The organism is Caulobacter sp., assembly GCF_965279145.1.
GTDB lineage: Bacteria > Pseudomonadota > Alphaproteobacteria > Caulobacterales > Caulobacteraceae > Caulobacter.
Genome location: NZ_OZ257139.1, coordinates 1,854,165 through 1,878,593 on the forward strand (window position 1 = coordinate 1,854,165; position 24,429 = coordinate 1,878,593).

The 24,429-nt window shown below is 67.6% G+C and carries 20 protein-coding genes; 14 read left to right on the forward strand and 6 right to left on the reverse strand.

The window, feature by feature from the left end; translation table 11 throughout:
* Positions 1 to 46: 46 nt before the first annotated feature.
* On the reverse strand, positions 47 to 1,615 hold the full coding sequence (locus ACQY9P_RS08700; protein WP_421739652.1) for an ArnT family glycosyltransferase: 1,569 nt from the start codon (positions 1,613 to 1,615) through the stop codon (positions 47 to 49).
* A 191-nt stretch (positions 1,616 to 1,806) separates the two neighbouring features.
* Between ACQY9P_RS08700 and ACQY9P_RS08705 the strand changes: the two genes are divergently transcribed.
* The 3 genes from ACQY9P_RS08705 (at position 1,807) to aguB (ending at position 6,267) form a co-directional block, all read left to right on the forward strand.
* Positions 1,807 to 4,245 (forward strand): TonB-dependent receptor, encoded by a 2,439-nt coding sequence (locus tag ACQY9P_RS08705; RefSeq protein WP_421740128.1) that lies wholly within the window; start codon positions 1,807 to 1,809, stop codon positions 4,243 to 4,245.
* 145 nt (positions 4,246 to 4,390) lie between these two features.
* Entirely contained in the window at positions 4,391 to 5,392 is a 1,002-nt protein-coding gene (locus ACQY9P_RS08710; protein WP_421739651.1) for an agmatine deiminase family protein, read from the forward strand.
* Positions 5,389 to 6,267 (forward strand): N-carbamoylputrescine amidase, encoded by an 879-nt coding sequence (gene aguB, locus ACQY9P_RS08715; protein ID WP_421739650.1) that lies wholly within the window; start codon positions 5,389 to 5,391, stop codon positions 6,265 to 6,267. The genes ACQY9P_RS08710 and aguB overlap by 4 nt, the downstream gene beginning before the upstream one ends.
* A 117-nt stretch (positions 6,268 to 6,384) precedes the next feature.
* Here aguB and ACQY9P_RS08720 read toward each other — a convergent pair whose 3' ends face one another.
* Positions 6,385 to 7,197: an acid phosphatase gene (locus tag ACQY9P_RS08720; protein ID WP_421739649.1), complete on the reverse strand. Its 813-nt coding sequence runs from the start codon at positions 7,195 to 7,197 to the stop codon at positions 6,385 to 6,387.
* Between the two features lie 139 nt (positions 7,198 to 7,336).
* Between ACQY9P_RS08720 and ACQY9P_RS08725 the strand changes: the two genes are divergently transcribed.
* Together ACQY9P_RS08725 and ACQY9P_RS08730 are read left to right on the forward strand one after the other, a co-directional pair.
* A complete protein-coding gene (locus tag ACQY9P_RS08725) occupies positions 7,337 to 9,379 on the forward strand; it encodes a TonB-dependent receptor (RefSeq protein WP_421739648.1) in 2,043 nt (680 codons plus the stop codon).
* Between the two features lie 176 nt (positions 9,380 to 9,555).
* Complete coding sequence (locus ACQY9P_RS08730; protein ID WP_421739647.1) at positions 9,556 to 10,341, forward strand: SapC family protein; 786 nt, start codon at positions 9,556 to 9,558, stop codon at positions 10,339 to 10,341.
* A gap of 88 nt (positions 10,342 to 10,429) precedes the next feature.
* Here ACQY9P_RS08730 and ACQY9P_RS08735 read toward each other — a convergent pair whose 3' ends face one another.
* Both ACQY9P_RS08735 and ACQY9P_RS08740 read right to left on the reverse strand, forming a co-directional pair.
* The gene (locus tag ACQY9P_RS08735) at positions 10,430 to 11,056 is read right to left on the reverse strand and encodes a glutathione S-transferase family protein (protein WP_421739646.1); all 627 of its coding nucleotides are present in this window, start codon (positions 11,054 to 11,056) and stop codon (positions 10,430 to 10,432) included.
* Between the two features lie 68 nt (positions 11,057 to 11,124).
* The gene (locus ACQY9P_RS08740; RefSeq protein ID WP_421739645.1) at positions 11,125 to 11,517 is read right to left on the reverse strand and encodes an acyl dehydratase; all 393 of its coding nucleotides are present in this window, start codon (positions 11,515 to 11,517) and stop codon (positions 11,125 to 11,127) included.
* Positions 11,518 to 11,631: 114 nt separating this feature from the next.
* On the opposite strand from ACQY9P_RS08740, the gene ACQY9P_RS08745 reads away from it, so the two are divergent.
* Entirely contained in the window at positions 11,632 to 13,779 is a 2,148-nt protein-coding gene (locus ACQY9P_RS08745) for a protein-disulfide reductase DsbD family protein (RefSeq protein ID WP_421739644.1), read from the forward strand.
* Between the two features lie 134 nt (positions 13,780 to 13,913).
* Here ACQY9P_RS08745 and ACQY9P_RS08750 read toward each other — a convergent pair whose 3' ends face one another.
* Positions 13,914 to 14,393, reverse strand: coding sequence for a hypothetical protein (locus tag ACQY9P_RS08750; RefSeq protein WP_421739643.1), 480 nt, complete (start codon positions 14,391 to 14,393; stop codon positions 13,914 to 13,916).
* A 108-nt stretch (positions 14,394 to 14,501) separates the two neighbouring features.
* On the opposite strand from ACQY9P_RS08750, the gene pgi reads away from it, so the two are divergent.
* Positions 14,502 to 16,121, forward strand: a complete 1,620-nt coding sequence (gene pgi, locus ACQY9P_RS08755; protein WP_421739642.1) for a glucose-6-phosphate isomerase — start codon at positions 14,502 to 14,504, stop codon at positions 16,119 to 16,121.
* A gap of 142 nt (positions 16,122 to 16,263) precedes the next feature.
* Here the strand turns inward: pgi and ACQY9P_RS08760 are convergent, their stop codons facing one another.
* Positions 16,264 to 16,536 (reverse strand): hypothetical protein, encoded by a 273-nt coding sequence (locus ACQY9P_RS08760; RefSeq protein WP_421739641.1) that lies wholly within the window; start codon positions 16,534 to 16,536, stop codon positions 16,264 to 16,266.
* 569 nt (positions 16,537 to 17,105) lie between these two features.
* Between ACQY9P_RS08760 and ACQY9P_RS08765 the strand changes: the two genes are divergently transcribed.
* The 7 genes from ACQY9P_RS08765 (at position 17,106) to ACQY9P_RS08795 (ending at position 24,395) form a co-directional block, all read left to right on the forward strand.
* Positions 17,106 to 17,486, forward strand: a complete 381-nt coding sequence (locus ACQY9P_RS08765; protein WP_421739640.1) for a DUF559 domain-containing protein — start codon at positions 17,106 to 17,108, stop codon at positions 17,484 to 17,486.
* A 578-nt stretch (positions 17,487 to 18,064) separates the two neighbouring features.
* Positions 18,065 to 18,742, forward strand: a complete 678-nt coding sequence (locus tag ACQY9P_RS08770; protein ID WP_421739639.1) for a hypothetical protein — start codon at positions 18,065 to 18,067, stop codon at positions 18,740 to 18,742.
* 479 nt (positions 18,743 to 19,221) lie between these two features.
* Entirely contained in the window at positions 19,222 to 20,739 is a 1,518-nt protein-coding gene (hisS, locus tag ACQY9P_RS08775; RefSeq protein WP_421739638.1) for a histidine--tRNA ligase, read from the forward strand.
* Complete coding sequence (locus ACQY9P_RS08780) at positions 20,736 to 21,863, forward strand: ATP phosphoribosyltransferase regulatory subunit (RefSeq protein WP_421739637.1); 1,128 nt, start codon at positions 20,736 to 20,738, stop codon at positions 21,861 to 21,863. The genes hisS and ACQY9P_RS08780 overlap by 4 nt, the downstream gene beginning before the upstream one ends.
* A complete protein-coding gene (gene hisG, locus ACQY9P_RS08785; RefSeq protein ID WP_421739636.1) occupies positions 21,860 to 22,816 on the forward strand; it encodes an ATP phosphoribosyltransferase in 957 nt (318 codons plus the stop codon). The genes ACQY9P_RS08780 and hisG overlap by 4 nt, the downstream gene beginning before the upstream one ends.
* A gap of 371 nt (positions 22,817 to 23,187) precedes the next feature.
* The gene (locus tag ACQY9P_RS08790) at positions 23,188 to 23,697 is read left to right on the forward strand and encodes a hypothetical protein (protein WP_421739635.1); all 510 of its coding nucleotides are present in this window, start codon (positions 23,188 to 23,190) and stop codon (positions 23,695 to 23,697) included.
* Positions 23,697 to 24,395, forward strand: a complete 699-nt coding sequence (locus ACQY9P_RS08795) for an HTTM domain-containing protein (protein ID WP_421739634.1) — start codon at positions 23,697 to 23,699, stop codon at positions 24,393 to 24,395. Before ACQY9P_RS08790 ends, ACQY9P_RS08795 begins: the two co-directional genes overlap by 1 nt.
* Positions 24,396 to 24,429 lie beyond the last annotated feature (34 nt).

The window sequence follows — 24,429 nt, forward strand, 5'->3', positions numbered from 1 at the left end:
CCCTCCGGTCGCTTCGCGACCACCTCCCCCCTCAGGGGGAGGATCTCTATTTCTCCGCCGCCTTCGGCGCCGGCGGCAGCCCCGTCACCGGATCGCGGGGCAGGGGCTGGAACCCCTCCGCCACGAACAGGTCCGTCCGCCGCGAACGCTTGCGGTCCAGGCCAACCCGGACGATCTGCAGCCCCGAGACCCTGGCGAAGTCCTGCTCGATCTCGGGCCGGTAGCCGCCCTCTAAACTCGCGATCAGGGCTCGGCGGCCCAGGGCGGCGTTCAGCGGCGCCTCGGTCTCGGCCTGGTTCTGGGGACGGGCCTCGTGCACCCACATCCTCAGCGGCGGCGCGCCCGGCTTGCCGAAATAGTCGCGGCCGTAATAGGCGGCGGCGTTGAACAGGAAGCGGTCGTCCATGGCCACGGCGGTCAGGCCGCCCCGCGACTGCTCTTCGCGCGAGCGTTCGACGATGGCCTGGACGCTCTGCTCCCAGCCGCGCACCCGCTTGAAGCTGTTGGCCGCGCCCAGGGCGTCGGCGGCGCGCGGATTGACCATGCACAGCAGGAAGACGGCGGCGAACAGCGCCTGCATGGCGACGGCGGCGATCAGCCAGCCCCGGGCCTTCCAGCGCATCAGCCAGGCGGCGGCCAGCACCGCGCCGGCGACATAGGCCGCGCCGGCCCAGTTGGCGTTGGCGCGCGACACGAACGCCTGGACCGTCACCACCACCAGCGGCGGGGCGGCGAAGCACAGCAGCAACACGTCGGCGGGCGCCAGGCGTCGCCGCGCGCCCAGCCAGATCGCGCCGCCGGCCAGCACGGCGAACGGGATGGGACCGAAGACGCCCAGCTGCGAGACGATGAATTCCATCAGCTCACGGATGTTAAATAGTGACCCGGCGTTCCAGTTGGCGTTGGAGGCGGTGTGCTCCAGCGTCGAGAAATGGTGGTTCAGGTTCCACAGCAGGTTGGGCGCGAAGACCAGGGCCGCGACGCCCAGGCACAGCGCGATCATCGGCGCGGTCCAGCAGCGGCGCGCCTCGGCCGACAGCGCCAGATGCGCGGCCAGTCCGCCGACGGCGTAGATCGCGGCGTATTTCGACAGGAAGGCCAGGCCCAGGCTGGCGCCCATGCCCGCCGCCAGCAGCAGGCGCCGGCGGGTGTCGGCGGTCGGCAGGCTGACATAGGCCCAGATCGTCAGGGCCAGGAAAAACAGCAGCGGCGCGTCGGTGGTGATCACCCCGGACGACAGCTGAATGGCCGGCATAAGGCTATAGAGCATCGCGGCCGCCAGGCCCGTGCGGGCGTCATACAGCCTCTGGCCGATCCGCTGGATCACCAGGGCCGTGGCGCCGTGCAGCAGCAGGGCCGAGACCCGCACCCAGGGCTCGGCGTCGCCGCCGACATGGGTGGTGGCCCAGATCAGCCAGGCGATCAGCGGCGGCTTGGAGAAATAGCCGAACGCCAGTTCGCGCGACCACAGCCAGTACTGGGCTTCGTCCGGATACAGCTCCAGCGGCGTCGTGAACAGCGCCACCAGCCGCAGGATCGTCAGCACGCCGACCAGACTCAGGGTCAGGCGCCAGGCGCGGCCGGGCGCGCCGGCGATATCGGAGGGGGGGGTCATGAACCCTCCTTAGCCAAGTAAGCGAAAACTGACCAATTCTTCCGCAGGGGACTGCATTCGTGACAGTTTCCTGGCGATCGTGGCCTTTCCGTCACCAAACCTTCGAAATGTTTCGTTAAACCCCGCCAACGATGCCGTTTCATGCTGCCTTTTCGCGGACGCGTCAGAATATGAGGGGTACTAACAACATGATGACGAAAAAAATCGCCTGTCTGGCGTCCACCGCGCTGGTCGGCTGCCTTCTTGGCGCGACGGGTGCTTTCGCTCAATCGACGGGTAGTGAAGCCGTCGAACAGGTCGTGGTCACGGCCGCGACCCTGAAGACCCAAAACGGCACGATCGTCGCCCAGACGGTGCCGAAGTCGCGCTCGAGCATCACCCAGGAGTTCATCTCCCGCCAGGTTCCGGGCCAGACCGTTCTGGACTCGCTGAACCTGATGCCGGGTGTCAACTTCACCAACAATGACGCGTTCGGCTCGGCCGGCGGCGACATCAACATTCGCGGGTTCGACTCGCAGCGCGTCGCGCTGCTGCAGGACGGCATCCCGCTGAATGACAGCGGCAACTACGCCATCTATCCGAACCAGCAGATGGACTCGGAACTGATCGGCAAGGTCGAAGTCAACCTGGGCACGACCGACGTCGACAGCCCGACGGCCGCCGCCGCCGGCGGCACGATCAACTACTCGACCCGCAAGCCCTATGAAGATTTCGGCGTTGTCGTCGAAGCCCAGGCCGGCGAGCAGAACTTCCAGCGCTATTTCGCCGTTCTCGACACGGGCAAGGTCGGCCCCTGGGGCACCAGCGCCTGGATCAGCTATGCCGACGCCAAGAACGATATCTTCAACGGCCCGGGCAAGATCCACAAGACGCAGTTCAACGCCCGGATCTATCAGCCGATCGGCGACAACGGCGACTTCATCAGCTTCATCGCCAACTACAACGAAAACCGCAATAACTTCATCAACCGGATGAGCCTGGCCGCGTTCCAGGCGGGCACCGGCGTCGGCTATTCCGACGCCGTTTCGGGCACCGCCCTGGCCGGCACCTGCAACCGCGCCACGCCGGTCGGCGGCGCCGTCAACATCGATATCAACGCGGGCAACTGCTACAAGTACAACATCAACCCGTCCAACACGGGCAACATCCGCGGTCAGTCGCTGTTCCATCTCGGCGAGAGCTTCATCCTGACCGTTGACCCCTCGTTCCAGTACGTTCTGGCCAATGGCGGTGGTCGCGGCCTGTTCCGTGAAGACGCCAGCACGACCGGCAGCGGTCTTCTGCGCGGCGCCTCGCTCACGGGCGCCAAGGATCTGAACGGCGACGGCGACACCCTGGACTCGGTGCTGCTCTATTCGCCCAACACGACCAACACCCGTCGTTACGGCGTGACCTCGTCGCTGATCTACAAGTTCGGCAACAACCAGAGCATCCGCGCCGCCTACACCTGGGATCGCGCCCGCCACCGCCAGACCGGCGAGTACACCAACTTCGACCTGAACATGAATCCGGAAGACGTGTTCGGCGGCAAGGACGGCTACGGCTCGTCGATCAAGCTCTCGGACGGCAGCATCCTGCGCAAGCGCGATCGCCTTTCGATCGCCACGCTGAACCAGTTCTCGGCCGAATACCGTGGCCGCTTCATGGACGACAAGGTTCTGCTGAACGTTGGCGTCCGCGCGCCCTTCTTCAAGCGCGAACTGAACAACTTCTGCTATCAGGCCGACACGTTCACGGCGTACTGCACCAACCAGACCCCCACCGCCGTGGTCGGCACCGATGACGGCGCGGGCCAGACCCTGGTCACCCTGCCTGGCCAAGGCGCGACCCAGTACGGTCGTCCGCGTCAGTTCACCAAGAAGTACGACAAGGTTCTGCCGAACGTCGGCGTCAGCTACGCTCTGGCCGACCATCAGTCGGTCTACTTCAGCTATGCTGAAACCCTGTCGGCGCCGCGTACGGACGACCTGTACGACCGGAAGCTGACGAAGCCGAACCCTGAAACCGCCCACGTCTACGACTTCGGCTATCGCTATCAGTCGCCGGTCGTGCTGTTCGCGGCTTCGCTCTGGGCCAACAACTTCACCAACCGCATCGAGCGCGCCTTCAACGAGCAGGACAACATCGCCTTCTCGGTCAACGTCGGCGACGTGGAACTGAAGGGCCTCGACGCTCAGTTCGGCTTCAAGCCGGAAGAGTATCTGAGCTTCTACGCCTCGTTCTCGTATGTTGACTCCGAACTGAAGGAAAACATCCCCGGCACCGCGCTGGGTGCGGTTCTCCTGACCAAGGGCAAGGAACTGTATGAGACCCCGAAGTATCAGGGTGGTCTCCGCGTTGACTGGGACATCACCGAGCAACTGAGCGTCGGCGTCCAGGCCAAGATCGTCGGCGAGCGTTGGACCAACCTGACCAACACCGAAAAGGCTCCGAAATACAGCCTGTTGGACATGGATGTCCGCTACACGCTCGACAAGCTGGGCATGGAACACTCGTACGTTCAGTTCAACGTCAAGAACCTGGCTGACGAGAAGTACCTGGGCGACCTGGCCGTGAACCCGTCGGGCACGGGCCTTGGCCAGCCGGGCTATCCGCGCACCTTCAGCGCGACCCTGCACGCCGCGTTCTAAAGTCGAACGATCGTGAGATGAGAAGGGCGGCCCCGCGCGGGCCGCCCTTTTTGTTTTGTCGCAGGGATTTGCTAGAACCCGCGCTTGACCCCCGGTCCGCGAGGGGCCATTTGCGCCGTCCGTTTTTGATCCAGGTTTCGCCGACATGACTCCGACCGTTCCCGCCGAGTGGGCGCCGCACCGTGCGATGTGGGTGGGTTTCCCCAGCCACCCCGACGTCTGGAAGGAAGACCTCGAGGTCGCCCAGTCCGAGGTGGCCGGCCTGGCCCGCGCCCTGGCCGATCCGGGCGGAGAGCGGGTGCGCCTGATGGTGGTCGGCGACGAAGCCGAGGCCGCCGCCCGCGCCCTGCTGGGCGACACCGCTGTCGAGATCGTTCGCGGCCAGTTCGGCGACATCTGGCTGCGCGACACCGGCCCGATCTTCATCGAAACGGCCCAGGGCCCGGTGGCCGCCGGCTTCGAGTTCAACGGCTGGGGCGGCAAGTACGAGATGGAGGGCGATGATCTGGTCGCCGAGCAGATCGCCGCCGCCTCGGGCACGCCCTTGGCCCGCAACGGCTTCGTGCTGGAAGGCGGTTCGCTGGACCATGACGGCCTGGGCACCGTGCTGACCACCCGCCAGTGCCTGCTCAACGAGAACCGCAACGGCGACTTCGACGAGGCCAAGGCCAGCGCCGCCCTGGCCAAGGCCCTGGGCGTCAAGAAGGTGCTGTGGCTGGGCGACGGTCTTCTGAACGACCACACCGACGGCCATATCGACAACCTGGCCCGCTTCGTCGCGCCCGGCGTGGTGGCCTGCCCTATGGCCTATGGGACCGACGATCCCAACGCCGAGGTCTATGCCGACACCGCCCGCCTGCTGGCCGGCATGACCGACAGTCGCGGCTCGCCCCTGCAGGTGGTCCGCATCCCGTCGCCGGGCAGGATCACCAATGAGGACGGCGAGATCGTCCCGGCCTCGCACATGAACTTCCTGATCGCCAACGAGGCGGTGATCGTGCCGATCTATGCCGAGGCCTCGGGCGCCTTCGCCGTCGAGGTGATCCAGGGCCTGTATCCCGAGCGCGAGGTCATCGGCCTGCCGTCCACCGCCATCCTGACCGGCGGCGGCTCGTTCCACTGCATCAGCCAGCAGGAGCCCGCATGACCCGGATCCTGAACGTCGCCGCGATCCAGACCTCGTACGGGATGGATCTGCAGGCCAATATCAAGAAGACCGAAGGCTTCATCCGTCAGGCCGCCGCCGGCGGCGCGCAGGTGATCCTGCCGTCCGAGCTGTTCCAGGGGCCGTATTTCTGCGTCACCCAGGAAGAGCGCTGGTTCGCCGAAGCCCATCCGTGGCGGGAGCATCCGGTGGTCAAGGCCATCGCGCCCCTGGCCGGCGAACTGGGCGTGGTGATTCCGATCTCGATCTTCGAACGCGAAGGGCCGCACTATTTCAACAGCGTGGTGATGGCCGACGCCGACGGCAGCCTGCTGGGCCTGTACCGCAAGAGCCATATCCCCGACGGCCCCGGCTATCAGGAGAAATACTATTTCCGGCCCGGCGACACCGGCTTCAAGGTCTGGGACACGCGTTTCGGCCGCCTGGGCGTCGGCATCTGCTGGGACCAGTGGTACCCCGAGGCCGCCCGCGCCATGGCGCTGATGGGCGCCGAGGCCCTGTTCTATCCCACCGCCATCGGCACCGAGCCGCATGAGCCGACCCTGAACACCACCCTGCCGTGGCAGCGGGCGATGCAGGGCCACGCGGTCGCCAATGTGATCCCGGTGATCGGCGCCAACCGCGTCGGTTTCGAACCCTGGGACGGCTATCCCAACGGCGGACAGCGGTTCTACGGCTCCAGCTTCATCGCCGACCATCGCGGCGATCTGGTCAGCGAACTGGGCCATGACGAGGAGGGCCTGGTGGCGGCCTCGTTCGACCTCGACTTCCTGCAGACCCACCGCGCGGCCTGGGGTTTCTTCCGCGACCGGCGGTCGGACCTGTATTCGGCCCTGGCCAGTCCTCGACCGGCTTAAGAGAAAAGCCCTCCCCCTCGATGGGGGAGGGTTGGGTGGGGGTGATCGGGCGCTTGCCGGCTGACCTGCCGCATCACCCCCATCCCCGATCCTTCCCCCATCAAGGGGGAAGGGAGTCTAACCAGCGCACCCTTTCGGCGCGCCGGTCGTGCGCGACGCGGCGACCTCCGCCCTGGCCGTCGCCAGATCCGTCTCGAACGCCGCGTCGCCGTGCAGGCGCGAGACCATGGCCGAGCCCAGATAGCGGCCGGCTTCGACGTCGCTCTGGAAGTGGACCCCGCAGATGACGCGGCTGTCGCCGAACGCCCGGCCGCGCGCCAGGATCTGGCTGGCCCTGGCAGGGGCGACCTCCGAGATCACCAGCGCCCATGACCAGCCGATCAGGCCGTGACCGGACGGATAGGATCCGTCCGTGGCGATCCACGGCTCGCGCGGCACGCAGATCGGCCGGGTGTTGCCCACCGGCGGTCGCGCCCGCTGATAGGCCGCCTTGGCCGGGCGGTAGATCGTCGCCGCGTCGCTGGTCATCCGCAGCAGCATCCGCGCCAGGGTCGGGGTCGCCTCGGGGCTGATGGTCACCCCGGCGGCGCAGGAAAAGCTCTTCAGGCCCTCGCGACCGGAGAGGTCGGCGTCGGCGATGGCCTGGGTCCAGGTCGGGGTGTTCACAAACTTGCGGGTGGCGTTGAAAGCGGCCCGGTCGGCCTTGCCGCGCGGGGAGTCCGGTGTCGGTGGCGGGCCGATCACCAGGGCGCCGTCCAGGCCCGGATTGTCGCCCAGATAGCCTGGCGGCGGTTCGGCCCAGCTCGACGCGGCGGCCGCCAGCACGGGCGTCACCGGCCTGGCGAATAGGTCGTGGACGGGCTCCAGCGCCGAGCAGCCGCTGATGAAAAGCCCGGCCAGGGCCAGCGGCGCCAGCATGTTGCGGGTCATGGATGGCCTCTCTTTGGTCATGGCGTCACAAAATGCCGCCGGCCAGCCGCGTCAAGCGAGAAGCGGGTTGACGACTCGATATGTTATTTCATAACACCTAGCAAAGGCCGCTCCCCCGGCCAAGGTTCAGGAATATCCCATGTCGCGTCGCGTCCCTTTCTACGCCGTGAGCCTGCTGGCTCTGGCCGCCGCCATGAGCGCCCACGCCGCCGAGACCGCCGCCCCCGCCGTCGCCGCGCCGGACGATGAGGCCGAGGTGTCGCGCGTCGTCGTCACCGCCGCGCCCTATGCGGTGTCGCTGGACAGCATCACCAGCAGCGTCAACGTCATCAGCCGCGATCAGCTGGATGTCGCTCCGCCCGTCGGCCTGGGCGACGCCCTGAACGGTTTGCCGGGCCTGCGCTCGACCGCCTTCGGCCCAGGCGCCTCGCGGCCGGTGATCCGGGGTCTGTCGGGCCCGCGCGTCATGGTGCTGCAGAACGGCGTCGGCCAGGTGGACGCCAGCGCCCTGTCGCCCGACCACGCCGTCGCCTCCGATCCGGGCGAGGCCTCGCGCATCGAGGTGCTGCGCGGCCCCTCGACCCTGGCCTATGGCGGCTCGGGCATCGGCGGGGTGGTCAACATGATCGACGAGCGCGTGCCCTCGGCCCGCGCCGACAAGGGCGTCGAAGGCCGTGTCGCCGCCTCGGCCTCGTCGGTCGATGACGGCCGCGCCATCAGCGGGGCCCTGAAGGTCAATGCCGGCCCGCTGGTCTTCGCCTTTGACGCCGATCACCGCACCAGCGGCGACTACTCCATTCCGACGCCCGCGGTTTCCGGCCGCCTGGCCAACCGCGACGGCCTGACCGTCGATCCCCAGAAGAAGGTGCTCAATTCCGACGTCGAGATGGACGCCTACGGGGCGGGTGTCTCGTACGTCCACGACACCGGCTTCTTCGGCGTTTCGGTCAAGCGCACCGACACCACCTATGGCGTGCCCTACGAGCAGATCCTGGCCCCGATCGATCCGAACGCCGAGGGCCCCGTCTCGATCCACCTGCAACAGACCCGCTATGACCTGCGCGGCGAGCAGCAGGTCGATCTGGGCCCGTTCGAGACCGTGCGGCTGTCGGTCGGCCACGCCGACTACGAGCACGCCGAGGTCTCGGTCGAGAGCGGCGAGGTCGGCACCCGCTTCCTGTCGAACGGCACGGAAGGCCGGCTGGAGCTGGTTCAGAAGGAACGCGACGGCTGGCAGGGCGCGGTGGGCTTCCAGGCCCTGACCCGCGACTTCGAGGCCATCGGCGACGAGGCCTTCGTGCCGTCGGTCACCGTCAAGGAGCTGGGGGTCTTCACCCTGCAGCGCCTGGACAAGGACAGCTGGGGTATCGACGCGGGCCTGCGCCTGGATCGCCGCACGCTGGACACCGCCGCCCTGAAGCGGGACTTCGACAATGTCTCGGCCTCGCTGGGCGTGTTCATCAAGCCGGCCGACCATCAGTTCTACGCCCTGACCCTGTCGCGCAACGGCCGCGCCCCGACCGAGTTCGAGCTGTTCGCCGACGGCCCGCATCCGGGCACCGGCGGCTATGAGGTGGGCGACAACACGCTGGACTCCGAAAAGGTGACCTCGCTGGAGGCCACCGCCCGCTGGACCAGCGATGACCTGCGCGTCGAGGGCCACCTGTGGGCCGCGCGCTATGACGGCTTCATCGAGGAGACGCCCACGGGCGCCGTTCAGGACAGCCTGCCGGTCTACCAATATTTCCAGACCAACGCCGACTTCCATGGCGCGGAGCTGGAGACCAGCTATGTGGCCTGGCGCGCCGGCCAGCACAGCCTGAAGCTGGAAGGCTCCTATGACTGGGTGCGGGGCGAAACCGACCTGGGCGTGCCGGCCCGCATCCCGCCCTGGTCGCTGACCAGCCGGGTCGTCTGGACCGCGCCGCGCGCCGAGGCGCATGTCGAGGTGCGCCGGGTGGCCAGCCAGGGTCGCGTCGCGACCTTCGAGACGGCCACCGACGGCTACACCACGCTGAACGCCATGGTGACGGTCAAACCCTTCGCCAATCCGGCTCTGAGGCTGTTCGTCGACGGTCGAAACCTGACCAACGAGGAGATCCGCGAGCACGTCTCGTTCCTCAAGGATATCGCGCCAGGGGCGGGCCGTTCGGTGCGCGCGGGCATGGCCTGGCGGTTCTAGACGGCTGATCCGGGGCGAACGCCGTTCGCCCCGGAGTGGAAAGGGCGGGCGTGTTCTCCCCAGTGGAGACGGGTCGATTGCCGCGATCCCCGGGATCGGCTAGAAGCGCCAAGCCTTTAACGGCCGCCTGAGCGTCTCGCGCGGTCCGCCCTTTCAGCTTTTTTGTAGAGCTATCAATGGAATCGACTCAGTCCGCCGGCGGCATCACCGGCAACGTTCTGTTCTACGTTTCGCCGGAGCCGCTGAACCGCGAACAGCATGCCAAGCTGGCGCTCGTCCACAACGACAAGCCCTACAGCTTCGCGTCGGCCGGTACGGCCGTGCCGCTGACGGTGACGGAATTCGCGCCGGCCGCCCTGTCGTTCCCGGTGATCTTCGCCGGCGAGGAACGCGTTCCGCTGGCCGTCATGGGCCTGAACAACGGCGAGAACCTGTTCGTCAACGCCGACGGTTCGATCGACGCGGGCGTCTATATCCCCGCCTATGTGCGTCGCTATCCGTTCGTGCTGGCCAATGACGAGACGCAGGATCGCCTGATCGTGTGCATCGACAAGGGCTCCAGCCTGCTGTCGGAAACCGGCCAGACCCCGCTGTTCGACGAAAAGGGCGAGCCGACCGAATACACCCAGAACTGCATCAAGTTCTGCGACGACTTCGAAGTCGAACGCCGCCGCACCGACTCGTTCGTGCAGCTGCTGAAGGACAACGACCTGTTCGAGCTGAAGACCGCCGTCTTCACCCCGACCGACGCCGCCGGCAATCCGGGCGAGCCCCAGACGGTCGCCGAATATTTCGGCGTCTCGGAAGACAAGCTCAACGCCCTGCCGATCGAGAAGCTGAAGGAGCTGCAAACCAGCGGCGCCCTGGCCCAGATCTACGCGCACCTGGTGTCGCTGGTCGGCTGGGACAAGCTGATCGCCGTGGCCATGGTTCGCCAGCAGTCGGCGGCCAACGCCAACTAAGGCTTTCCCCGGAAAGTCCGGAATTGAAGGGCGGCGGGGCTTCGGCTTCGCCGCCCTTTTTCTTGGCTGGCGACGGAGAAGACGGGGTTCAGGTGTTCACGCCCTCGTGCGAACGCTCCATGGCGCGCTTGTAGGCGTCGCGGCCGGTGGTGCGGGCGAGATAGGCCTGTTCGGCGTCGCCGAGGGTGATCCCGCAGGTCCGTTGGCCCAGGTTCAGGGCATAGGACACCGAGATGTCGGCGGCCGTGAAAGCCTCACCGGCGAGGTAGGGCGAGCGGGCAAGCCGTTGGCTGACCAGCTTCAGCCGCTTCTGGAACGACTTCAGGCACCACGTCGCGCCCCAGTTCTCCCGCTCGGCCTCGGGCGCGATGAAGCGGCTGACGATGACGGGCATCATCAGGGTGGCGAGGCCGGCTTCGCCCAGGTGCAGAAACTGCTGATAGGCAGGGAAGGTCGGATCCTGCGGCGCGGGGGCCAGCGGCGTCGGCCCGTAGCGGGCCATCAGGTACTCCATGATCGCGATCGACTCGACCATGACGACGTCGCCGTCCTGGATGGCCGGGATGTAGTCGGCGGGATTGACCGCCAGGAATTCGGGATCCCGCTCGGCGGCCAGCATGTCCACCTGCCGCACGCGGTAGGGAAGGCCCATCTCCTCCAGCACCCAGACGACCCGGATCGATCGCGAGGTCTGTCCGCCCCAGACGGTGATCATGCGCCGGCCCTTTCCTGCTGTGACCGAGAAACGACCTGGAGGGCGCCGGCGCTCCAGGCCCGTCTCCCCTACCGCGCGAAGATGCTCCGCGTCAGGCAGGAGAAGACCAGGCGCCCGGCTTCGTCCAGCAGGTCGTGCTGGGCGATGATGATGCCCTTGCCCTCGCCGACGGGGTCCTTGCCCATCACCGTCATGCGGCCGCGCAGCAGTTCGCCCACCGGCGGGTTGCGCATCCAGCGCAGGGCGTCGACGCCCAGGCGCTTGGTCTGGGGCCAGTCGGCGCTGCACTCCGCATCCAGCCGGGCCCAGATCGCGTATGTCATGGCGTCGGGCGCGCCGTTCTCGGCGGGCCAGCCTGGCGTGAAGGCGGCGATAAAGGCTTCCAGCGCCTTGCCGTCCACCGCGCGTGTCCCCAAGGAGACGACTTGACCAATCTCGATATCGTCGAAGGCGGCGGGCATGTGAGGTCTCGCAATGAATCGTTTCAGACTGTCCATGGTCGGTCGGTCCTTGTCGAGAGCGTGCGTCCGGGCCATGTGTCACCGACAGGTTCTCGCCCGAAAGACCATCGCCGCATGTTGATCCGGAAACTCCTCGCGGCCCTGCAGGGCGTGCTCCTGGCCGGGCTTCTGGTCGGGACCGCCTCGGCGGGACCGGTCAACAGCGGGCATCTGGAGGCCGAGCTGGTCGCCCAGGACGCCGCCGCGGTCCCCGGCGGGACGATCTATGTGGCCCTGCGCCAGAAGATCCAGCCGGGCTGGCACACCTATTGGCGCAATCCGGGCGACGCGGGCGACGCCACCAAGATCGTCTGGACCCTGCCGACCGGCTGGACCGCCGGCGACATCGTCTGGCCGACGCCGGAGAAAAGCCGCGTCGGGCCGCTGCTCGACTATGCCTATACCGGCGAAGTCCTGCTGCCGGTGCCGATCACCGTGCCGGCCGACGCCAAGGTGGGCTCGACCGTCACCCTGAAGGCCGCCGCCGCCTTCCTGGTCTGCGAGCAGATCTGCGTGCCGGAAGACGCCGTGCTCACCCTGGACCTGCCGATCGTCGCCGGCGCCCCGTCGCCCGACCCCAAGTGGGGCGCGGCCGTCGCCAGGACCCTGGTCGACGCGCCCAAGGCGGCGGGCCTCAAGGCCGTGTTCAAGCTGGACGGCAAGGTGCTGAAGCTGGCCGTGACCGGCGGCCCGCTGAAGGGCGCCGACATGGCCGGGGCCTATTTCTATCCCTATTCCGGCAAGGTCATCGATCATGCCGCCGAGCAGGTCATCGAGCGTGGGCCCGAGGGCCTCACCCTGTCCCTGACCCCGGGCTACGATTTCACCGCCGGGACCCCGCCGACCGAGCTGGCCGGCGTTCTGGCCCTGAAGGGGCAGGCCTATGAGGTCACGGCCAAGGCCGGCGATCCGCCGGTCGCCGCGTCCGGCCTCGGCGCGCCGGCGGCCAGCGGCAAGGCCCCGGCGGGCGGGACCGGCCTGGCCGCCGCCCTGCTGTTCGCCTTTCTGGGCGGGCTGATCCTGAACCTGATGCCGTGCGTGTTCCCGGTGCTGTCGATGAAGGCCGCCAGCCTGGCCGGCCACGCCCACGATCCGGGCAAGACCCGGCTGCAGGGCCTGGCCTTCCTGGTCGGCGTCGTCGCCACCTTCCTGTCCCTGGCCGGCCTGCTGATCGCGGTGCGGGCCGGCGGCGCTGCCGTGGGCTGGGGCTTCCAGCTGCAGTCGCCCGTCGTGGTCGGGGCCCTGGCCCTGGTCATGCTGCTGGTGGCCCTGAACATGTCGGGGGTCTTCGAGTTCGGCACCTCGGTGCAGGGCGTCGGCGGCGGCGTTTCGGCGCGCGGCGGCGTCACCGGGGCCTTCTTCACCGGCGCCCTGGCCGTGGTGGTGGCCGCGCCCTGCACCGCGCCGTTCATGGCCGGAGCCCTGGGCTTCGCCCTGGTGCAGCCGCCGCTGATCTCGCTGTCGGTGTTCCTGGCCCTGGCGCTGGGCTTCGCCGCGCCCTTCGTGCTTCTGACCTTCGCGCCGGCTTTGCTGGCCCGTCTGCCGCGCCCCGGCGCCTGGATGGAGACCCTGAAGCACGCCCTGGCCTTCCCGATGTACGGGACGGCCGCCTGGCTGGTCTGGGTGTTCAGCCAGCAGACCGGCTCGATCGCCCTGGGCGAGATCCTGGCCGCCGCCGTGCTGGCCGGCTTCGCCGCGTGGCTGTGGGGCCACGCCCAGACCCGCCGCGCCGTGGGCAAGCCCAGCCTGGTGTCGGCCCTGATCGCCGCCCTGGCCCTGGCCGGCGCCGTCGCCCTGACGGTCCTGACCGTGCAGGCCCCTGGCCCCGTCGTCGCCGGTCCCGCGTCTCCGGCCGCCGCGCCCGCCGGACCGGGCCTGGCGTCCGAGCCCTGGTCGCCGGAAAAGCTGGCCGCGCTGCGGGCCGAGGGCCGGCCGGTGCTGGTCGACTTCACCGCCGCCTGGTGCGTGACCTGCCAGGTCAACGAGAAGGTCGCCCTGTCCAGCGCCGGCGTCGCCCAGGTGTTCAAGGACCGCAACGCGGTGCTGCTGCGCGCCGACTGGACCAACCGTGACGCTGCGATCGCCGCCGCCCTGGCCGAGCATGGCCGGGTCGGGGTGCCGCTGTATCTGGTCTATCCGGCCAAGGGCGGCGCGCCGGTGATCCTGCCGCAGCTGCTGACCGAGGGCATGGTGGTCGAGGCGATCGAGAAGGCGGCGTCCTGAGCCTTGCGTCCTTCGAGGCCCGCTGCGCGGGCGCCTCAGGATGAGGGGCTTTGTACAGACGTCCTCATCCTGAGGTGCGCGCCCTTGGGCGAGCCGCGAAGGACGCAGGGCGACGACCGTCAGGCCGCCCTGACCTACGCCGGCGGTGTCGGCGGCGCGGTGATCACTTCGACATTGTCGTTGAGCAGATAGACCATGTCGCGCAGGGCCAGGTCCTGGTCCTTGACGGTCTTGGCGGCGCCCATGGCGGCCAGCTTCTCGGGCAGGTCCACGGAGATGCCGCGCAGGATGCACTTGAGGTCGTCGACCGCGCCGCGTTCCTTCAGCGTCACATGGCCCTTCATGTCGAGGGCCGACAGCTCGCCGATCCTGGCCCCGAAGGCGTCGAAGCCCTTCAGCGCCAAGGCCGGGGCGGCGGGATCGGCGCCCAGGGCCTTGCGATAGGCCTCGACCTGCAGCTTCAGCTTGCCCGCCCGGCTGACGATGTCGGCGAACAACGGCTCGGACGCCACCGAGGCCGGCGCGCTGACGGCCGGGACGGCGCTGGGCGTCGAGACCGGACCGGCCGAGGCCAGCCACAGCATGGCGGAAAAGGCGACAGCATCGCAGGACATGGCGTTCTCCCCGCAAAAAACGTCATTGGTCTTCATGACGTCGCGGTATCCGTTTGGTAAGCCCGCATGGGTAAACGCCGATTTACCAAACCCGCAAGGAACGCTCGCATGGCCGATCTCGACGCCGCCTGGACCCGCCTGGAAGCCGCCGCCAAGGCCGCCGGCGACAAGCGCATCGTCGAGATGTTCGACGCCGAGCCCGACCGCATGGCCGATCTGACGCTGGACGTCGCCGGCCTGCACATCGACCTGTCGAAACAGGCCTGGGACGAGGCCGGGCTGGAAGCGGCCCTCGACCTGGCCCACGCCGCCGACGTCGAGGGCGCCCGGGCCCGGATGCTGGCCGGCGAGGCGATCAACAGCTCCGAAGGCCGCGCCGTCCTGCACACCGCCCTGCGCGCCCCGGCCGGGGCCGACATCAAGGCCCAGGGCGTCCCCGTCATGGCCGAGGTCGAAGCCGTCCGTCAACGGATGAAGGCCTTCGCCGAAGCCGTCCGTTCGGGCCAGATCAAGGGCGCCACGGGCAAGCCGTTCAAGGCCATTCTGCACATCGGCATCGGCGGCAGCGACCTGGGCCCCCGCCTGCTGTGGGACGCCCTGCGGCCGGTGAAGCCCGAAATCGACCTGCGCTTCATCGCCAATGTCGACGGCGCCGAGTTCCTGCTGACCACGGCCGACCTCGACCCCGCCGAGACGCTGGTGATCATCGTCTCCAAGACCTTCACCACCCAGGAGACCCTGTCCAACGCCACCGCCGCGCGGGCCTGGCTGGCGGAAGCCCTGGGCGAGGCCGGCGCCAACCAGCACCTGGCCGCCATCTCGACCGCCCTGGACAAGACCGCCGCCTTCGGCGTCAGCGACGACCGCGTGTTCGGCTTCTGGGACTGGGTCGGCGGCCGCTATTCGCTGTGGTCGTCGGTCAGCCTGTCGGTGGCCGTGGCCTGCGGCTGGGACGCCTTCCAGGGCTTCCTGGACGGCGCCGCCGCCATGGACGCCCACTTCGCGTCCGCGCCGCTGGAGAAGAACGCCCCGGTGCTGCTGGCCCTGGCCCAGATCTTCAACCGCAACGGCCTGGACCGCCGGGCCCGCTCGGTTGTTCCGTACTCGCACCGCCTGCGCCGCCTGGCCTCGTTCCTCCAGCAGCTGGAGATGGAGAGCAACGGCAAGTCGGTCGGCCCCGACGGCCAGCCGGCCAAGCGCGGCACGGCCACGGTGGTGTTCGGCGACGAGGGCACCAACGTCCAGCACGCCTATTTCCAGTGCATGCACCAGGGAACCGACATCACGCCCATGGAGCTGATTGGTCTTGCCAAGTCCGACGAGGGCCCGGCCGGCATGCATGAAAAGCTGCTGTCCAACCTGCTGGCCCAGGCCGAGGCCTTCATGGTGGGCCGCACGACGCAGGACGTGATCGCCGAACTCACCGCCAAGGGGATTGATGCGGCCGAGATCGCCACCCTGGCCCCGCAGCGCACCTTCGCCGGCAATCGTCCGTCCACCCTGCTGCTGCTGGAGCGCCTGACGCCCCAGACCTTCGGCGCCCTGATCGCCCTCTATGAGCACAAGACCTTCGTCGAGGGCGTCATCTGGGGCATCAACAGCTTCGACCAGTGGGGCGTTGAGCTGGGCAAGGTGATGGCCGGCCGCATCCTGCCGGAGCTGGAAAGCGGCGCGGTGGGCAGCCACGATCCGTCGACGGCGGCGCTGATCGGGCGGTTGAAGGTCTAGGTCCTTCTCCCTTCCCCCTTTGATGGGGGAAGGGTGGGGATGGGGGTGACACCGCCGGACGATTTCACGCCGGCCGCGCCCCATCCGGAACCGCTTTCACCCCCATCCCCAACCCTTCCCCCATCAAGGGGGAAGGGGGCGATCACAGCTCCTCCTCCGCCTCCTCCAGATCAAAACCGCCGCCCAGATAGTCCGCCCCCTCCAGCCGGGCGCGCCAGTCGTCGGGGGCGGGCTCCAGGCGCTCCACAAGGTCCAGCGTCTTGAGCAGGTCCCGATAGCTGCCCCGCAGCATCAGCTCCTTGACGGCCAGATAACGGAACGCGGCCACCTCGTCTTCCAGGCGTTTCAGTTCGGCCGTGCGGTCCTCGAGGGCCTGGGCCGACGGGGTCCGGTCGCCGGGCGGGAAGGGGATCACCGTCGCCTCGGCGGGCGGGGCGGGCAGACGACCCCGATCCGGACCGCGCGGGCGATTTCAGCCCGCGCCTGGCGCGCGTCGTCCGGGCGTCGCCAAAGGGAGTTCCCGGCGGTCCGGGCCCGGCTTCATCACAGGGCGTCCCCGCAAGGACCGCCCCGCTCCGCCAGACCCCATCGGGCCTCTGACAACGGCCGACGGGCGCTACCCGCTCGACCGCCCCCATCACCCGTCAGATCGCCAGCTGGACGTCCTCCCCGGTGACGAGGCGAGACTCAGTATGGGGGCGGTTTGGAAGGGGCGGATAAGTTTGTCATCGTGACGGTGGTTGCGGGGCTTAGGGCGTTGAAATCCTTGGCGGCGAGAAGGGTCTATCCCCGTGTGGGAACGGGGATAAGCCCTTCTCCCCTTGCGGGAGAAGGTGTCGGTGTAGCCGACGGATGAGGGGTCGAAAGCCCAGTCGGAAAGGCCTGCGCGACCCCTCACCCGACCCCGGCCTTCGCCGAGGCCACCCTCTCCCGCAAGGGGAGAGGGGATTTACACACCTTAGATGTTCTTGTAATACTCTCATCATGGTTGATCGCCCCGAGCAACTCGCGTTCGCCCGTTGTCTGCGCCGCGAGCCGCCGATGACCGAGCGCCTGCTGTGGAAGCTCCTGCGCGACCGCCGCCTCGACGGCCTGAAGTTCCGCCGTCAGGTCCCACTGGGCCGCTATGTCGCCGACTTCGTCTGTATGCGGCATCGTCTGATCGTCGAGGCTGACGGACCACACCATGAAGACAGCCTCACCGACGCGGATCGCGACGCCTGGCTACGCGGTCAGGGCTTCCAGGTGTTGAGGTTCAGCAACAAGGCCATCCAGGACTTCCCCGACACCGTCCTGACCCAAATCCTCACCGCGACCCTCCCTTCTCCCCTTGCGGGAGAAGGTGGCCGCGAAGCGGACGGATGAGGGGTTGAAAGCCTGACCGGAAAGGCCGCGTGACCCCTCACCCGACCCCGGACTTCGCCGGGGCCACCCTCTCCCGCAAGGGGAGAGGGAAAGGCGAGACCGCCCTAGGTCGGAGCCATCCTTACATCTCCTGGAGGCTGCAGCGTGCGGGTCTGGGCAGGTCAGTCAAGGACCGGTCTCCGACCGGCCGCGTCGCGGCGGTCCGCAGGGCCGGGTCGGTGGAGTGACCTGCCCAGACCCGAGATCGTCTCGCCGTGAGATGTAAGGAGGGGTTTCCTTCCCTGGGGAGGGCCCGTCAGGGGGCTTCTATCTTGGCGATCTGAAACTGGGCGGTCGCCTATCTGCATCTCTGAATGGCAACCATCAAAGAACAATGTTATATGAAGTGGGCGCTGCTGCCAGTCTGATCGCATGTGGCTGGTTCCCGCTCCTGCGGAGGCTAGGCGGCAGTAGAATTTAGGTACCGTTGTCGTTCTTGGCGCCTATTATCGCTTCTAATATTTCACTATCAATCCAAACTTGAAATATCTCAAGTGTACAACAGAGTTGTGAGTGTAAATCCGAGAATTGGAGCAATCATGACTGCCAAATTTAGATTCCTAAACGATGACTCCGTACTTGATGGTGTCTCACCTATCGGGGACAGCGCGTTTTCCCCAAGAACGAGATATTTGGCCGGAAGTCTTGAGGGTAGAGTTGGCCCGATTAAATTTTCACATCCATTTTCATGCTCTTTTTACTATACATCACTGCAATTTTGGAAGGGATATAGGGCAAAATTTTTGATTAAAAGCCCGAATGGGTCAATAAATACAGACACAGTACTTACAAATGGGTGTCGCGCCATAGCGAATCACAGTGGCGGCCCCCTCCAAAATAATGAATTTATTGCATGTTTTGATAATATAAAATTTTCGCCAGATGGTTCGTTGCGGTGTGTACACATGATTATAATATTAAAGGGAGATTATAGACTGCCGCCAATTCCGCCAATGCATATTGAGTTGGAGTTATATAATTCAACCCCAGTATGGGCCGACGGATCTCTTTATGAAGCGAAAGAACATATCCAGTCTAACAAGGATTTAGACATTGAAGTTGATTGGATCTCTCTCGAAGAGGGCGAAGATCCTCCAATATTCATTGTTAAGGCCGGTGGTCCAATTTTCTCTGAAACAATCGAACTGTCTGTGGATCGGGGTGGATGGGGCGGGTCAGGTCGAGGCAAGGATGGTGGCTGGGTAAGTTCTGGTTGAATATCCCGCTGGGGCGGGATGGCCTGTCGTGCGACGCTAACCGGCCCAACTCTAGGGTGATTGAGCTCCACCACTCATCTTTCTCATTCTGAATGAGTAAGCCATGTCACAGCGTGGCGCGCGGCTTTAAGTTTCCCGCCGACTTTTGGGAGGCGACAATTTCAAGCGTTCGCCCCCTGCCGCAAGCTCTATGGGTACTCGGGTAATAGCCCTGCGTCTTGGCCCATGCCTGCCGTGGGAAGGGAGCAGACATATAGCTCTTCCCTCACCCCTTCCCCCCCGCCGCCGCATCCGCTATAGCCCGCCCGCCATGACCCGCACGCCGCACCATCACGGTCGCCACCACCATCCGACCTCGCCTCGCGGGATCGGCCGGGTCCGCTCGCTCTAGAAGCAAGCCCCCTGCCTGAGCCCCGCCTAGCGGATGGGGCTTTGCTGCAAGCGCCATCCGTCGAAGCCTTGAAGTTCTAAGGACGACGATGCCCAACGCCACGAACGACTCCCCCGCGACCACGACCGAAGCCCAGACCTTCCGCCCCGAAGCCCGCGCCCCGCGCGGCTTCGCCGACAAGCGCGCCCGCGACCTGCGGGCCGAGCGCGCCATCCTGGAGGCGGTGTCGGCGGTCTATGAGCGGCACGGCTTCGAGGCGCTGGACACCGGGGCCTTCGAATATGCCGACGCGCTGGGCAAGTTCCTGCCCGACAGCGATCGTCCCAACGAGGGCGTGTTCGCGTTGCAGGACGACGACGATCAATGGATGGCGCTGCGCTACGACCTGACCGCGCCCCTGGCCCGCTTCGCCGCCCAGAACTGGGAGACCCTGGCCAAGCCGTTCCGCCGCTATGCCTATGGCCCGGTGTGGCGCAACGAGAAGCCCGGTCCCGGCCGCTTCCGCGAATTCATCCAGTGCGACGCCGACACGGTGGGCTCGGCCCGGCCCGAGGCCGACGCCGAGATCATCGCCATGGCCGTGGCGGGTCTGGAAGCCGCCGGCCTGCCGCGCGGCTCGGCCGTGCTGCGGATCAATAATCGCAAGCTGCTGAACGGCCTTTTGACCTCGGCCGGGGTCGAGACCAACGGCCAGAAGCTGGGCGTGCTGCGCGCCGTCGACAAGCTGGACCGGCTGGGCGTCGAAGGCGTGCGCCTGCTGCTGGGCGAGGGGCGTCTGGACGAGAGCGGCGCCTTCACCAAGGGCGCGGGCCTGGCGGGGAAGGCGATCGACGCGGTGCTCGACTTCGTCCAGGCCGGCTCCGGCGGGCGGTCGGAGACCTTGAGCAAGATCGCCAATGTCATCGGCGGTTCGGCCGAGGGCGACGAGGGGCTCAACGAGCTGGCCCTGATCGACGCGGCTCTGAAGAGCCTTGGTGTCGCGGACGACCAGGCGATGTTCGAGCCGTCGATCGTGCGCGGGCTGGAATACTACACCGGCGCGGTGTTCGAGGCCGAGCTGCTGCTATCCACCCTCGACGAGAAGGGGAACAAGGTCTCGTTCGGCTCGATCGGCGGCGGCGGGCGCTATGACGACCTGGTGGCGCGGTTCACCGGCCAGCAGACACCGGCCACGGGCTTTTCGTTCGGGGTGTCGCGCCTGGCCTCGGCCCTGCGGGCGGCCGGTCGCGAGCCGGGCGGGACGGCGCGCGGGCCGGTGGTGGTCATCGTCTTCGACCAGGCCCACATGGGCGAGTATTTCTCGGTAGCCTCGGAGCTGCGCAACGCCGGCATCGCCGCCGAGGTGTATCTGGGAACCTCCGGCATGCGGCCGCAGATGAAATATGCCGACCGCCGCATGGCGCCGGCGGCCATCATGCTGGGCGGCGATGAGATCGCGGCCGGCACGGTGACGATCAAGGATCTGGATCTGGGCCGCGAGCTGGCCTCCGGCGTGGCCGACAACGCCGCCTGGAAGGCCGAGCGTCCGGGCCAGCAGACCATCCCGCGCGGCGAGCTGGTGGCCGCCGTGCGTCGCATCATCGCCGGCGGGGAGAGCGGCCAATGAGACTGGAACGCGCCATTCCCGCCGCCGCGCTGGAGGCGATCCGCGCGCCGTTCGCCGCCGCCGGCGCCGTGCTGACCGACGCCCCGGTGCTGCAGCCGTTGGGCCTGCTGCTGGACCTGGCCGGCGAGTCGATGCGCTCGCGGCTGTTCGTGGTGTCGGGCGACGGGGGCGAGGAGGCCTGCCTGCGTCCCGACTTCACCGTGGCCATCGCCCGCGCGCACATCGAGGCGGGCGCGGCGTCGGGCCGCTATCTCTATGACGGCAAGGCCTTCCGCGTTGCCCCGCGCGGCAGCGACCGGGCCGAGGAATTCCTGCAGATCGGCGTCGAGGCTTTCGAGGCCGGCGATCCCGTTGCCGCTGACGCTGAGATCGCCGCCCTGGCCTGGGCCTCGTCCGCCGCTGGCGGGCGCTCGGACCTGTCGCTGGTGCTGGGCGATGTGGGGCTGTTTGCGGCCTTCATCGACAGCCTGGACCTGGCCGCGCCCCTGGCCGCGCGCCTGACGCGCGCCTTCGCCCGGCCCCGGCAGCTGAAGGCCGAGCTGGAAGGCGGCGTCGAAGTCACCGCCGAGCAGAGCCGCATCGCCGCCCTGCTGGCGGGTCTGCCGGAAGGCGAGGCTTCCGCCGTGCTGCAGGAGCTGTGGTCCCTGGCCGGCATCGAGCCGGTGGGCGGCCGCCGTCCCGCCGAGATCGCCCACCGCCTGGTCGAACGGGCCCAGGCCGCCAGGGCCGGTCGTCTGTCGGCGGAGCAGGCCGACGCGGTGCGGGCCTTCCTGGCGGTCAGTGATCGTCCGGGCGCGGCGCTGGACGCCATCGCCGCCCTGGCCGGTCCCCGCCGCGCGGCGCTGGACGCGGCGCTGGACGGCTGGCGCGCGCGCCTGTCCGGCCTGGTCGCCCAGGGCGTGCCCGAAGACCGCATGGTGCTGACGGCCGCCTTCGGCCGGGCCTTCGGCTATTATGACGGCTATCTGTTCGAGGTGCGCAGCGACGCCCTCGGCGACGAGCGGCCCGTGGCGGCCGGCGGTCGCTATGACGGCCTGCCCGCCCGCCTGGGCGCGGAACGTAAGACTGGCGCGGTGGGCTGCATGGTCCGTCCGGCTCGAGCCTATGCGGGAGGCGGCGAATGACTGCTCAGATGATCTTCGCCATCCCCTCCAAGGGGCGGCTGAAAGAACAGGTCGAGGCCTGGCTGGGCGAGTGCGGCTTCCGGCTGGACATGACCGGCGGTTCGCGCGGCTATTCGGCTGAACTGTCGGGCCTGCCCGGCGTGTCGGTGCGGCTGTTGTCAGCCGGCGACATCGCCGCGGGCCTGGACGCCGGTGAGCTGCACCTGGGCGTCACGGGCGAAGACCTGCTGCGCGAGCGCGGCGACGACATGGACAGCCGGGTGATGCTGCTGCGCGCCCTGGGCTTTGGCCGCGCCGATCTGGTGGTCACGGCCCCCAAGAGCTGGCTGGACGTCGACACCATGGCCGATATCGACGAGGTCGGGCACGCTCATCTGGCCAAGACCGGCCGCCGCCTGCGGGTGGCGACCAAGTACGTCACCCAGACCCGGGCCTTCTTCGCCCGCCATGGCGTGGCCGACTATCGCATCGTCGAGAGCAGCGGCGCCACCGAGGGGGCCCCGGCCGCCGGCGCGGCCGAACTGGTGGTCGACATCACCACCACCGGCGCGACCCTGGCGGCCAACGGCCTGAAGATCCTGTCGGACGGCGTGATCCTGAAGAGCCAGGCCCAGCTGACCGCCTCGCTGATCGCCGACTGGTCGCCCGCGCAGCTGGACTCGCTGCAACGGCTGCTGTCGGTGGTCGAGGCCAAGGGCCGGGCGCGGACGCTGGCCACCCTGGTCTGGCCGTCGGAGCAGGACGAGCAGGCCCAGGCCGCCGTCGCCGGCTTTGTCGCCCGGGGCGGCTCGCGCCGCGCCAATGGCGCCCTGCTGGCCGCGAGCGATCTGTTCGACGCCGCCGCCGCCCTGGCCGCCGCCGGGGTCGAGCCGGTCACCGTCTCGCGTCCGGACTATGTGTTTGAGGCGCGTTCGCAGGTGCTGGATCGACTGGTCGAACGACTCGCGCGCTAACTTTTGACTCTATCGTCAAAAATAGCCTAAGAGATCAATGATAAGTTTGACTCGCCCGTCCAAACTACGGCCGGTTCGTCAAAAAAGCGCTCAACCCGTTACAGAAAGCCGCTTTGTGGCGTTGACACAGTCACGATTTTGACGTTTCTACACCCTGCAAGGAAGAACAAAGCCCATCAGAGAGCTTACTTCCTTCGGCGTTTCGGGGAGGAAACGCCCGCCTAGATCGAATGATCGAGAAAATAGCCAGCCCGTCGCGATTATCCCCCGCGGCGGGTTTGGTGTATCTGGGCCCCAGTTTCCATATTTGACTCTTTTGTCAAAAATAGAGACCGCTCGGCGTCGATGGCCCATCGCGTCCGCGGCGGTCCTTGCGGATCGCGCGCGAGGTCGCGGATGATCGCGCCGCGCCGTTCCGCGCGCCTGTCGATTCGCCCGCGTGCGGAGGAGGGATCCCTGTGAAGCCCCTGGGCCTGCTTCTGCCGGCGCTGATCCCGTCCTGGAACTTCTTCGACGTGATCGCGCCGTCACCGCGCATCGAATATGCCCTGGCCCCCTCGTCCGCCATTCCGCAGGATGGCTGGGTCGAATTCAGGCCCCGGCCCCAGCGGCTGTCGACTCTGGTCGTGCTGCGCCGGCTGTTGTGGAATCCGCGCTGGAACGAGACGCTGTTCCTGGTCAGCTGCGCCGAGCGGCTGATCAACGCGCCGACCGATCACAGTCAGAACGAGATCTTTTCACGCCTCGCCGCCGGGCTGCGTCACGCGCCGGACGCGTGGCTGAGCTTTCGGCTGGTCTTCGTGAGCCGCGAGGATCTGGCGATCCAGCGCGAGGTGCTGTTCCAGTCGGCGCCGCGCCGACTTGCGGACATCGCCGCCTGATGACCCTGGACGCCGCCTCCCGCCTGACCGAAGGACTTCTGGCCCTGGCCTTGCTGCAGCAGAGCCTGGAGCATCTGAACGGCCCGCGCGCCGACCGCCCGCTGTTCCTGGCGCGGATGGCGCTGTGCGGGCTGGTCATCGTCGGGGCGGTCTTGCCCTGGCCGCTGGTCGCGCTCGCGGGCCTGGTGGGCCTGGCCGGCTTGTCGCTGCTGATCCTGCAGCGCTTCCAGGGCCCCTATAACGGCGGCAGCGATCGCATGGGCCTGCTGGCCCTTTGGTGCCTGACCCTGTCGCGACTGGCGCCGACCCCGGCCCTGGCGGAGCTGTTCTTCGGCTATCTGGGCCTGCAGCTGATGCTGTCCTATGTCATCTCCGGCGGGGTGAAGATCGTCAATCCGGACTGGCGCAGCGGCCAGGCCCTGGCCGACGTCTTCCGGTTCTCGGCCTATCCGGTCAGCGAGGACCTGCGCCGCTGGGCGGACCGGCCGCGCGTGCTGCTGGCCATGTCGTGGGCGGTGATGCTGTTCGAACTGGCTTTTCCGCTGACCCTGCTGTCGCGCGAGAGCCTGATCGTGGGGCTGGTGATCGCCGCGACCTTCCACCTGGCCAATGCCTGCCTGTTTGGCCTCAACCGGTTTTTCTGGACGTGGCTATCGGTCTATCCGGCCATCCTGTGGCTGCAGGCGCGGGTGGTGTGAGGCGCGGGGCGATCCTCTGTTCACAGACCAGGCT

Coding starts and splice junctions, on each gene's coding strand:
- ACQY9P_RS08700 (WP_421739652.1), bottom strand. CDS start 1,615: ATGACCCCCCCCTCCGATATCGCCGGCGCGCCCGGCCGCGCCTGGCGC.
- ACQY9P_RS08705 (WP_421740128.1), top strand. CDS start 1,807: ATGACGAAAAAAATCGCCTGTCTGGCGTCCACCGCGCTGGTCGGCTGC.
- ACQY9P_RS08710 (WP_421739651.1), top strand. CDS start 4,391: ATGACTCCGACCGTTCCCGCCGAGTGGGCGCCGCACCGTGCGATGTGG.
- aguB (WP_421739650.1), top strand. CDS start 5,389: ATGACCCGGATCCTGAACGTCGCCGCGATCCAGACCTCGTACGGGATG.
- ACQY9P_RS08720 (WP_421739649.1), bottom strand. CDS start 7,197: ATGACCCGCAACATGCTGGCGCCGCTGGCCCTGGCCGGGCTTTTCATC.
- ACQY9P_RS08725 (WP_421739648.1), top strand. CDS start 7,337: ATGTCGCGTCGCGTCCCTTTCTACGCCGTGAGCCTGCTGGCTCTGGCC.
- ACQY9P_RS08730 (WP_421739647.1), top strand. CDS start 9,556: ATGGAATCGACTCAGTCCGCCGGCGGCATCACCGGCAACGTTCTGTTC.
- ACQY9P_RS08735 (WP_421739646.1), bottom strand. CDS start 11,056: ATGATCACCGTCTGGGGCGGACAGACCTCGCGATCGATCCGGGTCGTC.
- ACQY9P_RS08740 (WP_421739645.1), bottom strand. CDS start 11,517: ATGCCCGCCGCCTTCGACGATATCGAGATTGGTCAAGTCGTCTCCTTG.
- ACQY9P_RS08745 (WP_421739644.1), top strand. CDS start 11,632: ATGTTGATCCGGAAACTCCTCGCGGCCCTGCAGGGCGTGCTCCTGGCC.
- ACQY9P_RS08750 (WP_421739643.1), bottom strand. CDS start 14,393: ATGTCCTGCGATGCTGTCGCCTTTTCCGCCATGCTGTGGCTGGCCTCG.
- pgi (WP_421739642.1), top strand. CDS start 14,502: ATGGCCGATCTCGACGCCGCCTGGACCCGCCTGGAAGCCGCCGCCAAG.
- ACQY9P_RS08765 (WP_421739640.1), top strand. CDS start 17,106: ATGGTTGATCGCCCCGAGCAACTCGCGTTCGCCCGTTGTCTGCGCCGC.
- ACQY9P_RS08770 (WP_421739639.1), top strand. CDS start 18,065: ATGACTGCCAAATTTAGATTCCTAAACGATGACTCCGTACTTGATGGT.
- hisS (WP_421739638.1), top strand. CDS start 19,222: ATGCCCAACGCCACGAACGACTCCCCCGCGACCACGACCGAAGCCCAG.
- ACQY9P_RS08780 (WP_421739637.1), top strand. CDS start 20,736: ATGAGACTGGAACGCGCCATTCCCGCCGCCGCGCTGGAGGCGATCCGC.
- hisG (WP_421739636.1), top strand. CDS start 21,860: ATGACTGCTCAGATGATCTTCGCCATCCCCTCCAAGGGGCGGCTGAAA.
- ACQY9P_RS08795 (WP_421739634.1), top strand. CDS start 23,697: ATGACCCTGGACGCCGCCTCCCGCCTGACCGAAGGACTTCTGGCCCTG.